This is a genomic window from Xenorhabdus sp. SGI 60 (assembly GCF_056632175.1).
The window spans coordinates 3,636,625-3,648,618 of record NZ_CP196860.1 but is presented as its reverse complement, the minus strand read 5'-3'; the positions used below and the strand labels follow the sequence as shown (position 1 = coordinate 3,648,618).

The window sequence follows — 11,994 nt, the reverse complement described above, 5'->3', positions numbered from 1 at the left end:
GGTATAAATAAATCAGGTCATCAAAAAATACATTTTTTGATGACAGAAGTTTGCTAATTAATTAGAGTTCCTGCCTGACTATTATGTTTGATAAAGATTACTGCGTTTGGTTGTTTTTAAATGGAATAAATGATGAGTCACTCAGGCCATAATATTTCACGTCGTCGCCTGCTGAAAGGCGCAGCCGCTGTATGGTTATTAAGCATCAGCCCAATAGGTTATGCAGCGACTTCACAAGTTATTGCTGTTCGTATTTGGCCTGCATCAAGTTATACCAGAGTGACGCTGGAGTCTAATATTCCACTTAAATATCGCCAGTTTTCGCTTGCAAACCCTGATCGTATTGTCATTGATTTGCAGGGTATGCAGCTTAATCGCATTTTGAGCAGTATGGGGGCACAGGTTCAGCGGCGTGATCCTTACTTAAAATTAGTGCGGGCAGGGCAATTTAACCCTAAAACGGTGCGTTTAGTCTTTGAAATTAAACAGCCCGTCTCCCCGCATATTTTCACATTGCCACCAATTGCAAAGTTTAAACATCGTCTGGTGCTCGATCTGTATCCCCAAAAAGCTGTTGATGTGGCTAATGATCCTTTATTGGCTCTGCTTGAAGAGTATAACAGTGGGAATTTAGAACAGCATTTGCCTGCACAGACACGCAAACCCGGTAAGGCAGGTAAAGACAGACCGATTGTGATTATGCTCGATCCCGGTCATGGTGGTGAAGACTCTGGGGCGATTGGGAAATATAAAACTCGTGAAAAAGATGTCGTGTTGCAGATTGCCCGTCGTTTACAGGCACTCATCAAACGTGAGCCGGGCATGAAAGTTTACATGACGCGAAATGAAGATGTGTTTATTCCCTTGACGGTGAGAGTGGCAAAAGCGCGTAAGATGCGCGCTGATCTTTTTGTTTCTATTCATGCGGATGCCTTTACAAATCGCTCTGCACGGGGGTCATCCGTGTTTGCGCTTTCCACTAAGGGGGCTACCAGCAATACGGCCCGTTTTCTCGCCCAAACTCAGAACGAGGCAGACTTAATTGGTGGAGTCAGTAAAAGCGGAGATAAATATTTGGATCATACCATGTTGGATTTGGTTCAAACCGCAACGATTAATGATAGTCTGAAATTTGGTAAAGAAGTGCTCAAGCGGGTGGGGAAAATCAATAAACTGCATAAAAATAGCGTCGATCAGGCGGGATTTGCGGTATTGAAAGCGCCAGATATCCCTTCCATTTTGGTAGAAACTGCATTTATCAGTAATCTGGAAGAAGAGCGCAAACTTAAGACCGCAAAATTCCAGCAACAAGTGGCGGAATCCATTTTTGCGGGCATAAAGGCGTATTTCAAAAATGGCGCTGAATTGGCGAGGCGGTGAAATATTCGTCTTGATAAACTATTGAGTAATACCAGTAAGAATTTATTGCTTATGATGTAATGTTGGTTGTTGGCTTTATATTTATATTTAAATCGGAATGAAATAATGTTTAAACATAGATTTTAAAATCAGTGGAAATAAGGTAATAGCAAACGCTGGAATAAAAATGAGGTAAAATTGCGGAGGTAAAATGAAAAATAAAAATTGGTTGCGGGGGCCGGATTTGAACCGACGACCTTCGGGTTATGAGCCCGACGAGCTACCAGGCTGCTCCACCCCGCGTCCGTCTATTTGCATATTTTGATCTAATCGATGAATGCAAATATTGAGCAATAATATCATAAAGGTTGGTTGCGGGGGCCGGATTTGAACCGACGGCCTTCGGGTTATGAGCCCGACGAGCTACCAAGCTGCTCCACCCCGCGTCCGTTTATCTACATATCCTGATAATTAATCGTGAATGCAAATACTCAATGATGACACTATTTACTGCCTTTCTAGAGTGCGTCGATGCTACATCATATCGACAACAACACCTAATCGAATTGGTTGCGGGGGCCGGATTTGAACCGACGACCTTCGGGTTATGAGCCCGACGAGCTACCAGGCTGCTCCACCCCGCGTTCGATGTCGGCACACTATACTCTGGAACGGAGAGGTTGCAAGTTTTTTTATTGAAAGTGACTAATTTTTTTGTCTTTTGGTTTAAAAGTGGACTTATCGTTTTATTTTTGTGCTATAGACTGGGTTGAAACAGCAAGCTATTTTTTTAACTACATATCATTATTTATTAGTGTTTGATATTGTTCGTGATCCGAGTAAGTGATGGCTAGAGATAAGGCATTAATATGAGAGTTTGGGGTAAATATCTTTTAGTTGGATTTGTCATTTCGATATTAGCGGGATGCCATTTTCGACCCACTGATCAGGCTCAGCAGTATAAGGATGGGCGAATTAGCCAAAACCTCCAGTTGGTTAATACCCCTAATGCCGAAGGCACTCCCGTTAATGCCAGAGACTTTGCCACCCAAGTTGAATATATCAGCAAAGCTTCTCCTCGTCTTTATGACAATAACCGTGAATTATTTAATGCAATTGAGCACTGGATGCTGTCTGGTGGTGATACCTGTGATTTAAATGAATTTGGTTTACTGGCTTATCAGATGGAAGGTGAAGATAAATACGGCAACGTGAAGTTTACCGGTTATTACACACCTGTTTTGCAAGCACGACATACCCGGCAAGGAGAGTTTAAATATCCACTGTATCGTATGCCAACTCATTTACGTTCCCGCTTGCCGAGTCGTGCAGAGATATATAGAGGCGCCCTGAGCAAGAAATTTATTATCGGGTACAGTAACTCCCTGATGGATAACTTTATGATGGAAGTACAAGGGAGTGGCTATGTCGATTTTGGGGATGGACGTCCATTGACCTTTTTTGGTTATGGGGGGAAAAATGGACATGCCTATCGTAGTATTGGCAAGGTGCTGATTGACCGTGGAGAAGTCCCGGGCGAAAAAATGTCGATGAAAGCTATCCGTCAGTGGGGAGAACAGCACAGCGAAGCCGAAGTGAGAGAGTTGCTTGAGCAGAATCCTTCATTTGTTTTCTTTAAACCTGAATCCTATACCCTCGTGAGGGGAGCCAGCGCTGTGCCTCTTGTTGCAAAAGCCTCGGTAGCGTCTGACAAGTCATTGATCCCGCCCGGAACGGCATTGTTGGCGGAAGTGCCGGTACTGGATGAAAAGGGTAAATTTACCGGTCAGTATCGGATGCATCTGATGGTGGCACTGGATGTTGGTGGTGCCATCAAAGGGAACCATTTTGATATTTATCACGGTGTTGGAGAGAACGCGGGTGAAATGGCCGGTTTTTATAATCACTATGGTCGTGTTTGGGTATTGAAGAAAGCATCATCTGGTTTTTTGGCGGCAAACCAGTAAGATCCCCTCCAGTTTAAACCATCAATCGATAACCTATCTCAATAGAGGTAGGTTTTAGGCAGGATTTATTTAGCAATGCAAGTTTCTCTCTCTGATGCTTATCTTCAGCGTTTTGCTGGTACGGCGCGGTTATATGGCCAGAAAGCGCTTTCATTATTTGCCCGTTCCCATGTCTGTGTTGTAGGCATTGGCGGCGTGGGTTCATGGGCGGCAGAAGCGCTGGCGCGTACCGGTATTGGTGCTATTACGTTGATTGATATGGATGATGTTTGCATCACCAATACCAATCGCCAGTTGCACACCTTGATACAGAATGTGGGCTTACCAAAGACGGGAGTCATAGCCGAACGGATACGAGCGATCAATCCTGAGTGTCAGGTCACTTGCATTGATGATTTTGTTACCCCTGATAATGTGGCTGAATTGATGTCCACAGGGTTTAGTTATGTTATTGATGCCATTGATAGCGTGCGACCAAAAGCGGCGTTATTGGCTTATTGCCGCCGTTATAAGATCCCGCTTGTGACAACTGGCGGCGCGGGCGGGCAACTTGATCCTACCCAGATCCAGGTGGTGGATTTAGCAAAAACGGTGCAAGATCCATTGGCGGCAAAATTGAAGGAGCGCTTGAAGTCGGATTACCGCGTAGTGAAAAACGGCAAAGGTAAGTTAGGCATTGACTGCGTTTTTTCAACGGAACAGTTAGTTTATCCACAATCTGACGGCACAGTTTGCGCGGCCAAAAGCACTGCGGAGGGTTCCAGGCGAATGGATTGTGCTTCTGGTTTTGGTGCCGCAACGATGGTTACGGCGACTTTTGGTTTTGTTGCTGTATCCCACGCATTGAAAAAGATGGTGGCGAAAGCTGAACGGGAAAATACGCTTTAAGCGAACCTAATGAATGTAAGTGTTCGCTATTTCCTGAATGGTATTTATCAGGGCTTTCACACCATTGAGCCTTGAGCCACTGAGTTGTTGTTCCAGGCCGAGTTGTTGGAATAGCTCGGCCAAAGGCGTTTGCACAACCTGCTCTGGGGTTTTGCCTTCTACGGCAGTCAGCAGGATTGCCAATAATCCTTTGACGATACGGCCTTCACTATCGCCATAAAAATGCAATCGGCCGTCTGCAATACGTTGATATCCCAACCAGACGCGATTTTCACAGCCTGATCTTTCGATATTTTGTTGTTTTAGTTCCTCCGCTAGAGGAGGCAGCTTTTTGGCGAGACTGATTAGCTGCCGATAACGATCTTCCCACAATTTGCATTGCTGAAAGTTTTCAATAAGTTGCTGTTCCGTGATTTCGGTTCCAAATGGATGCGGAGCCAGGATAGTGTCTGAGTGTTGTGTCATGGGTTATTTATCTTACAGTGGGCTTGGTGCTGATTTCCTGTGGATGAGGTTTCAGGATCATAGCAGTTATCTTTTTAAGATGATTATTCTTTAAAAATGAAATTTTATAGTGCTTGCATCGATTAAAATATAATCACATAAACAATTCTTTAAACTTTTGTAGTAAACCATAGGGTTAACCAGGTGGCCCCATTATATGATGCTGTATTTATTATATTGGTTTAATTAATCACTTAAAATAATTTAATTAAATATTGATCAGCAAAAGAGAACGTTAAAGTTCGATAGTTATCCGCCATTAAGTTAAAAGCCTATCAAAATATATTTGATAGGCTTTTATAATGAGGTAATTGATAACAGGACAATATCAATCATCCATCAGCAGTGATAGTGCAAACTTTACGGCACTGATCAATCTATCCGCATCTTGCTGGTTATTATAAGGCATGAATGAAGCGCGCAGACAGCCGCTGATCCCAAGTGCATCCAACAATGGCTGGGCACAGTGTTGGCCTGAACGCAGGGAGATATTTTGTTCGGCAATCAGCGTCGCTAAATCACTATGGTGTATTCCGGCGATATTGAAAGCCAGCAAACTGGAACCCGCCACACGGTAACTGTTAAAGCCCGCCAGAGTGCTAAGTTGTTGTTCGGTGTAATCTGTCAGCGCAATCGCGTGGGATTCAGCGTGCTGGATATCAATCGTTTTCAACCATTCCAGGGTCGCTGCAAAGCCAATCACGCCAGCAATATTGGGTGTTCCCGCTTCAAAACGGTAAGGTACGGCTTCCGGTGTGAAACCATCGAACGAGACTTGAGTCAGCATTTTTCCGCCGCCATGCCACGGTGACATCGCATTCAGCAATTCACTTTTGCCATACAACAAACCCAATCCATTTGGGCCATACAGTTTATGGGCAGAGAAGGCATAAAAGTCGATATCCAGTTGTTGCACATTGACAGGCGCGTGAACGATACCCTGAGCACCATCGGCCAGAACACGGCAATCATATTGATGGGCGAGAGCGGTGACTTTTGCCAAATCTACTGCGGCACCGGTAACGTTAGACATCTGGCTGATGGCAACCAAGCGGCTTTTTTCATTCAATAGTTCTGCCAGAGTATCGATTTCTGGTTGGCGTCGATTGCCAATCGGCCATTTAACGATTTTGGCGCCGGTTTGTTCCGCCAGAATCAGCCACGGTAACAGGTTAGCGTGGTGTTCCTGTTCGCTGACGATGATTTCATCACCAACGTTCAGACGAGGGCGAAAGTAACTTTGGGCAACCAGATTGATGGACTCAGTAGTCCCTTTTGTCCAGATGATATCTTCAGGTAATGACGCATTGATCAATTCCGCCACCAGTGAACGAGCTTGCTCATAACGAGCAGTCATGGCCTGCGCCGTGGCATGTTGACTGCGGTGTACTGTTGCACTGTGGTTTTGGTAATAGTGCCCGCTCGCCTCAATCATGCATGCCGGTTTTAATGCTGTGGCTGCACTGTCCAGAAATGTGGTGGATTGTTGCAAGGCAGGAAATTGCTGGCGGAATTTTTCTGAGTCAAAAGCTTTCATAAACGCTGCTAATTTAATCGTTGTGTGATAAAGAATAAGTTTTTCTTTAATCAAGAGATAAGGAATTCTACAGGAGAAAGCAGGGAAAAAAAGCACCGCAATAGCGGTGCAATAAAAAATCACTATGGACAGACAGGGTAAATGTACAGGAAGTGAAAAAACAGTAGCTTATGCTACAAAGCCTGGTTTCCCAGACAACTTGCAAACACAACATCACAACCACAAAGCCAAAAGCTTCAATGTATCGTTACAAAGAGACTTTTCGTTCCGGCTATAGGAAGTGCGCACACTATAGGGATTTGCTGGTATATCATCAATGGACAAATTATAATGCTTCGGATTACAAAAACTAATAATTAAATGAAAAGAGTTACCGGTATCGTCACTACTATATAGGAAAAGAACATATAAGAAACGAATATGTCTAAACGTTTACCTCCACTCAATGCGTTACGCGTTTTTGATGCCGCGGCCCGTCATTTAAGTTTTACTAAAGCGGCAGAAGAATTATTTGTGACTCAGGCTGCTGTTAGTCATCAAATGAAAAGTCTGGAAGATTTTCTGGGATTAAAGCTTTTTCGTCGTCGTAACCGTTCGTTATTGTTGACGGAAGATGGACAGAGTTACTATCTCGATATCAAGGAAATTTTTACTGCTATCAATGACGCAACCCGTAAACTTCAGGCTCGCAGTGCCAAAGGCGCGTTAACGGTCAGTTTATCCCCCAGTTTTGCGATTCAGTGGTTAGTACCCCGGCTTTCAGGTTTTAATCAGAGTTTTCCGGGGATTGATGTTCGCATTCAGGCAGTGGATCGGGAAGAAGATAAACTGGCTGATGATGTTGATGTCGCGATTTTTTATGGCAGAGGCAACTGGCCGGGGTTGCGCACCGATCGCCTTTATCCCGAATATCTGCTGCCTGTCTGTTCTCCTGCGCTGCTGACGGGGGATCGCCCATTGAAAACTCCCGCAGATCTTGGCAAGCATACTTTGTTGCATGATTCATCTCGCCGGGATTGGCAAGCCTATGTTCGCCAGCTTGATATGCAGCAACAGATTAATGTTCAGCAGGGACCAATATTCAGCCATAGTGCGATGGTGATTCAGGCAGCTGTGCATGGTCAAGGTGTTGCGCTAGCCAATAATGTTATGGCACAAAATGAAATTGATGCAGGGCGTCTTGTCTGCCCATTTAATGATGTTTTGGTCAGCAAGAATGCATTTTATTTGGTTTGTCACGATAATCAGGCAGAATTGGGCAAGATTGCGGCGTTTCGCAAATGGATACTAACCCAGGCTGCAACTGAGCAAGAAAGGTTAGGATTTATTACTCAACACACCTAATAGCTGACAAATAGAAACAGGAGCAGTGTGATGAGCAGTCGAACTATGCTTATTTTTGTTGGGATCAGTGGTTTTTTCTACGTGGCATTAGGCGCGATGGGGGCGCATATGTTGGCACCTATCCTGACACCACGTCAGATGGAATGGATTCATACCGGCCTGCAATATCAAGGGCTACATACACTCGCCATGATGGCTCTGGCAGCTTTGTCAATGCGCCAGCCTGTAGCGCCGTTTAGTTGGAGTGGGATTTTTTTCACGGTGGGAATTGTGCTGTTTAGTGGCAGTCTTTATTGTCTGGCCTTTTTACCGCTAAAATTTCTGGTTTATTTGACACCAATTGGTGGGTTCAGTTTTCTCATTGGTTGGTTATGTGTATTAATTGGCGCTCTGCGTCTAAGGAAATCGGCGCTTAGCCATGAATAAAGTTGCTTTATATTGCCGCCCGGGTTTTGAAAAAGAGTGTGCGGCAGAGATTACCGATAAAGCGGGTAAAAAAGAAATTTACGGTTTCGCCCGTGTGAAAGAGAACAGTGGATATGTGCTGTTTGAATGTTATCAGCCCGATGATGCGGATCGTCTGATCCGCGAAATACCGTTTGGTGAATTGGTTTTTGCTCGTCAAATGTTGGTTGTGGGCGAATTGCTGAAAGATTTGCCGCAGGAAGATCGCATTACCCCGATTGTTGCCATGTTGATCGGTGTCATTGAGAAGGCGGGTGAGCTGCGTGTCGAGGTGCCGGATACCAATGAAAGCAAGGAGTTGATGAAGTTTTGCCGGAAGTTTACTGTTCCGTTACGTAATGCGATGCGTCAGGAAAAACTTCTGCTGGCAAAGGAAAATTATAATCGCCCTGTGATCCATGTCTTTTTCATCGCTCCAGGCTGCTGCTATGCCGGGTATTCCTACAGCAATAATAACTCCCGTTTTTATATGGGCATTCCTCGCCTGAAATTCCCTTCAGATGCACCAAGCCGTTCAACGCTGAAACTGGAGGAAGCCTTTCATATATTCATTCCTTATGATGAATGGGAAGAGCGTCTGGGTAGCGGCCTTCACGCAGTGGATCTCGGTGCTTGTCCGGGAGGATGGACTTACCAGCTCGTAAAACGCAGTATGATGGTTCATGCGGTAGATAATGGCCCGATGGCGGATAGCCTGATGGAAACAGGCCAAGTGAAGCATCATCGTGTCGATGGCTTTAAGTTTGAGCCGGCAGTGAAAAACATTTACTGGCTGGTTTGTGACATGGTTGAGAAACCGGCCAAAGTTGCCCAACTTATGACGGATTGGCTGGTAAACAGTTGGTGTCGTGAGGCGATCTTTAATCTTAAATTGCCGATGAAGAAGCGTTATGAGGAAGTGGCGCATATATTGCGGGAAATAGAACAGCAATTGCAAGAAAATGGTGTGAATGCACAGATTCAGGCGAAACATCTGTATCACGATCGTGAAGAGATCACGGTACATGTCCGTCGTATCTGGTCTGTGTATGCAACCAGTCGGGATTATTGATGCAATCCTTTATTGTTAAGTATGCTGCCTTATTGGCAGCACTTATTTATTCTATCTATCGTCTTATTATCCTATTTATCTGTTGTCATACCACTTAATTCAACTATTTCAGTTACCCTTATCCCAGATACACAATGTGAAACCCAGAGATGTGGAATTAATTTCAGGTTGAATAAAAAATAACCCATCTTTAAAAAAGTAGGGAAAAAACAGGTAAAGAGATAATTCTTTCTTAAGATCAATTTCTAGCAGATAAAGACAACATTATTTATTACTAAATCATGTTGTTTTTTTATTATCAAAAAAATTTCATTGAGAAATTAATAATTAATTACATAAATTAAATTTGTTCAATATGTATTCTAAAAAAGTATATTAATTATTTTTACATAGACAGTAACTAACGCTATTTTATTCTGGAGTTTTATTTCTAGGCGGGCCTTAGAAAGAATTTAAAACTCTTACCTCCGTTATTATCAAAATTTCGGGTTTTTAGGATGTTTATCTTGTTTTTACAGGAGATTTATATGGCCTCAAAGAAAAAGCATACCTATACGGAGTTATCTGATTCCAATTCCGTTCAGGAAGTTAATTCATTTCTTAAAGCCTATGTTCCAAATTACGACACCTCTATTCGGGTTGCTCATGATCCATTAGGAGATAATGCGCCTGATGAGCTTCTGCGGGGTCATTATAAGTGGTCCAATAAGTATGTTGATTCTTCTGGCACTTTGGAATTATCGTATCATTTCATGGAATCGACACCGGCTATAATGCCGCTGTTTGAAATTTCTGGCTTCAGTGCTTTTAATGAAGAACAAAAAGAAACAGCGAAACTTTCTTTACAATCCTGGTCTGATGTTGCCAATATTAAATTTACCGAAGTAAGTAGTGCTAAAAAAGCGAATATCACTTTTGGTTTCTTTGATCATAGTGACAACGATGATTATGCCTTTGCAATTTTGCCACAAGGACAAAAAAACGCTTTTACATGGTATCACGCTAAAAGCCATACTTTTGTAGACAATGATATTGATGTGAATGGTTATGCCCGTCAGACTTTCACTCATGAAATTGGTCATGCATTAGGACTGGAACATCCTGCCGATTATGATGCTTCTGATAAAGTGCGTCCAGGCTATATCACTAAAGCAGAATATTTCGAAGATACTCGTGCTTATACGGTCATGAGTTATTTCAGTGAAAAATATACCGGCCAAGATTTTAAATATGAATATTCATCGGCGCCCCTGGTGAATGATATCTCTGCCATTCAGGAATTGTATGGTGCGAATATGGAAACCCGTAAGGGAGATACCATATATGGTTTCAATTCCAATACTGACCGCGACTTTATGACCGCTACTGACGCTGACAGCAAACTGGTATTCAGTGTCTGGGATGCGGGTGGTGAAGATACCTTTGATTTCTCTGGTTTTACTCAAAATCAGCGTATCAACCTGAATGAAGGTGCTTTCTCTGATGTTGGCGGTCTGAAAGGCAACGTTTCTATCGCCCGTGGTGTTGTTATTGAGAACGCGATTGGCGGCAGCGGCGATGATATTCTGGTAGGTAACAGTGCAGACAACATCCTGAAAGGTGGCGCAGGCAATGACATCATTTATGGGGGGCTGGGCGGTGATCATCTGTGGGGGGGTGAAGGTAACGATACCTTTGTTTACCTGGATGGCAAAGAATCACTGAAAGACAATCCAGACTGGATCCACGATTTCGTCTCTGGTGAAGACAAGATCGATCTGTCTGAGTTCAATTTCGGGGGTAATAGCGATATTAAATTTGTCGATTCCTTCTCAGGTAAGGCGGGCGAAGTGCTGTTCACTTATGATGAAGTGAATGAGGTAACCGATCTGGAAATCAGTCTTGGTGGTGATCTGGCTGGCAACGATTTTCTGGTGAAAGTTATCGGTCAACCGTTGACTGAGGCAGATTTCATCGTCTAATTGATGTCATCACGTTAATAGAATACCGCCGTATTCCGCTCAGGATACGGCAGTATTATGGAGATGATGGAAAGGGGGAAAAGGTGGACTTCTTGCTTTGTGGCTGTCGGTTTTATCGATCAAAATCGCTCTTATCAATAATTTTAGCTCTCTTTTTTGTCGGAGGATGTATGGCGAGTAGTTTAAGGCTTCCAAGCGCGGGTGAGTTGAAAGGATTATGGCAACTCTCCGATGGAAATAAGCAGTGCAGTATTGAACTGACCGATATCCGTTTACCCGAAGGTTCGCTTTGGGCTTTGAAAGGTAATGCGTGTGTAACTGAGTTGGTTGGGCAACCTGTTGAGGGATGGTATCCATCTCCAGATGGCATCACATTGACCGATAATGAGGGTAATAGCTTGGCCTTTTTTAGCCATGAATCAGAACAGTGGATTGCTTACTTTGTTGATGGCAGGGAACTGGTTATGACATTTAGCGGCGCATATAAGTAACCATTTTTTATGGTAGGGTGGGGAAAAAGAAAAAAAAAAAACTGGTGAGAGGTGCAGTATGGGGGGATGGAAGAATTTAAAACTATTGTATGTTCTGGATATGTTTTCTCATTAGTAAGTTTGTTTGATAAAGGAACTTTAACTTATATTGTCAATGAATAAAATTAAAATAACTAAATTAGTTTACTTACTTAAGTTCCTAGTAGCATAAATGTTATATCTTTTTAAATACTCTTTAATACGCTATATTTTTTTTGAATTAAAAAAAGAATATAATAAATATTATATTTATTTTATATTTTATTGAGCTTATTTATAACAGAGTCTAACATAACATCACGTATATTATATTATCCAATTAATTTAATTTTTATATTACTTTTTTATTAGCATTACAAAGTACATATATAAATAATGTTAGTAAATA

General features: G+C 42.8%; 10 protein-coding genes and 3 tRNA genes. 8 read left to right on the top strand and 5 right to left on the bottom strand.

Features of this window, described 5'->3' with window-relative positions; genetic code table 11:
* The first annotated feature begins 132 nt into the window (after positions 1-132).
* Entirely contained in the window at positions 133-1,380 is a 1,248-nt protein-coding gene (gene amiC / locus ACSJJG_RS17250) for an N-acetylmuramoyl-L-alanine amidase AmiC (protein ID WP_481090467.1), read from the top strand.
* Between the two features lie 205 nt (positions 1,381-1,585).
* Here the strand turns inward: amiC and ACSJJG_RS17245 are convergent.
* From ACSJJG_RS17245 to ACSJJG_RS17235, 3 genes are all read right to left on the bottom strand, one after another.
* Positions 1,586-1,662, bottom strand: a tRNA-Met gene (locus tag ACSJJG_RS17245).
* A 66-nt stretch (positions 1,663-1,728) separates the two neighbouring features.
* A tRNA-Met gene (locus ACSJJG_RS17240) sits at positions 1,729-1,805 on the bottom strand.
* Positions 1,806-1,926: 121 nt separating this feature from the next.
* Positions 1,927-2,003, bottom strand: a tRNA-Met gene (locus ACSJJG_RS17235).
* Positions 2,004-2,228: 225 nt separating this feature from the next.
* Between ACSJJG_RS17235 and mltA the strand changes: the two genes are divergently transcribed.
* A complete protein-coding gene (gene mltA, locus ACSJJG_RS17230; RefSeq protein ID WP_481090031.1) occupies positions 2,229-3,326 on the top strand; it encodes a murein transglycosylase A in 1,098 nt (365 codons plus the stop codon).
* 75 nt (positions 3,327-3,401) lie between these two features.
* The gene (gene tcdA, locus ACSJJG_RS17225) at positions 3,402-4,214 is read left to right on the top strand and encodes a tRNA cyclic N6-threonylcarbamoyladenosine(37) synthase TcdA (RefSeq protein WP_481090030.1); all 813 of its coding nucleotides are present in this window, start codon (positions 3,402-3,404) and stop codon (positions 4,212-4,214) included.
* A gap of 6 nt (positions 4,215-4,220) precedes the next feature.
* Here tcdA and csdE read toward each other — a convergent pair whose 3' ends face one another.
* Together csdE and csdA are read right to left on the bottom strand one after the other, a co-directional pair.
* The gene (csdE, locus tag ACSJJG_RS17220; protein ID WP_481090029.1) at positions 4,221-4,679 is read right to left on the bottom strand and encodes a cysteine desulfurase sulfur acceptor subunit CsdE; all 459 of its coding nucleotides are present in this window, start codon (positions 4,677-4,679) and stop codon (positions 4,221-4,223) included.
* A 367-nt stretch (positions 4,680-5,046) separates the two neighbouring features.
* Positions 5,047-6,255 carry a cysteine desulfurase CsdA gene (gene csdA / locus ACSJJG_RS17215; RefSeq protein WP_481090028.1) on the bottom strand — a complete coding sequence of 403 codons (1,209 nt, stop codon included), beginning with the start codon at positions 6,253-6,255 and terminating at the stop codon, positions 5,047-5,049.
* Positions 6,256-6,675: 420 nt separating this feature from the next.
* Here csdA and ACSJJG_RS17210 point away from each other — a divergent pair, with 420 nt between their 5' ends.
* The 5 genes from ACSJJG_RS17210 (at position 6,676) to ACSJJG_RS17190 (ending at position 11,567) form a co-directional block, all read left to right on the top strand.
* A complete protein-coding gene (locus ACSJJG_RS17210; protein ID WP_481090027.1) occupies positions 6,676-7,599 on the top strand; it encodes a transcriptional regulator GcvA in 924 nt (307 codons plus the stop codon).
* A 30-nt stretch (positions 7,600-7,629) separates the two neighbouring features.
* Positions 7,630-8,025, top strand: coding sequence for a DUF423 domain-containing protein (locus ACSJJG_RS17205; RefSeq protein ID WP_481090026.1), 396 nt, complete (start codon positions 7,630-7,632; stop codon positions 8,023-8,025).
* Entirely contained in the window at positions 8,018-9,115 is a 1,098-nt protein-coding gene (rlmM, locus tag ACSJJG_RS17200) for a 23S rRNA (cytidine(2498)-2'-O)-methyltransferase RlmM (RefSeq protein ID WP_481090025.1), read from the top strand. The genes ACSJJG_RS17205 and rlmM overlap by 8 nt, the downstream gene beginning before the upstream one ends.
* 527 nt (positions 9,116-9,642) lie before the next feature.
* Positions 9,643-11,076: a serralysin family metalloprotease gene (locus tag ACSJJG_RS17195; protein WP_481090024.1), complete on the top strand. Its 1,434-nt coding sequence runs from the start codon at positions 9,643-9,645 to the stop codon at positions 11,074-11,076.
* A gap of 170 nt (positions 11,077-11,246) precedes the next feature.
* Positions 11,247-11,567, top strand: coding sequence for an AprI/Inh family metalloprotease inhibitor (locus ACSJJG_RS17190; RefSeq protein ID WP_481090023.1), 321 nt, complete (start codon positions 11,247-11,249; stop codon positions 11,565-11,567).
* The last annotated feature ends 427 nt before the right edge of the window (positions 11,568-11,994 follow it).

What these genes read in the sequence shown, in the direction of transcription:
- csdE (WP_481090029.1), bottom strand. Translation starts at nt 4,679, where the DNA reads ATGACACAACACTCAGACACTATCCTGGCTCCGCATCCATTTGGAACC.
- rlmM (WP_481090025.1), top strand. Translation starts at nt 8,018, where the DNA reads ATGAATAAAGTTGCTTTATATTGCCGCCCGGGTTTTGAAAAAGAGTGT.
- amiC (WP_481090467.1), top strand. Translation starts at nt 133, where the DNA reads ATGAGTCACTCAGGCCATAATATTTCACGTCGTCGCCTGCTGAAAGGC.
- ACSJJG_RS17195 (WP_481090024.1), top strand. Translation starts at nt 9,643, where the DNA reads ATGGCCTCAAAGAAAAAGCATACCTATACGGAGTTATCTGATTCCAAT.
- ACSJJG_RS17190 (WP_481090023.1), top strand. Translation starts at nt 11,247, where the DNA reads ATGGCGAGTAGTTTAAGGCTTCCAAGCGCGGGTGAGTTGAAAGGATTA.
- tcdA (WP_481090030.1), top strand. Translation starts at nt 3,402, where the DNA reads ATGCAAGTTTCTCTCTCTGATGCTTATCTTCAGCGTTTTGCTGGTACG.
- csdA (WP_481090028.1), bottom strand. Translation starts at nt 6,255, where the DNA reads ATGAAAGCTTTTGACTCAGAAAAATTCCGCCAGCAATTTCCTGCCTTG.
- ACSJJG_RS17210 (WP_481090027.1), top strand. Translation starts at nt 6,676, where the DNA reads ATGTCTAAACGTTTACCTCCACTCAATGCGTTACGCGTTTTTGATGCC.
- mltA (WP_481090031.1), top strand. Translation starts at nt 2,229, where the DNA reads ATGAGAGTTTGGGGTAAATATCTTTTAGTTGGATTTGTCATTTCGATA.
- ACSJJG_RS17205 (WP_481090026.1), top strand. Translation starts at nt 7,630, where the DNA reads ATGAGCAGTCGAACTATGCTTATTTTTGTTGGGATCAGTGGTTTTTTC.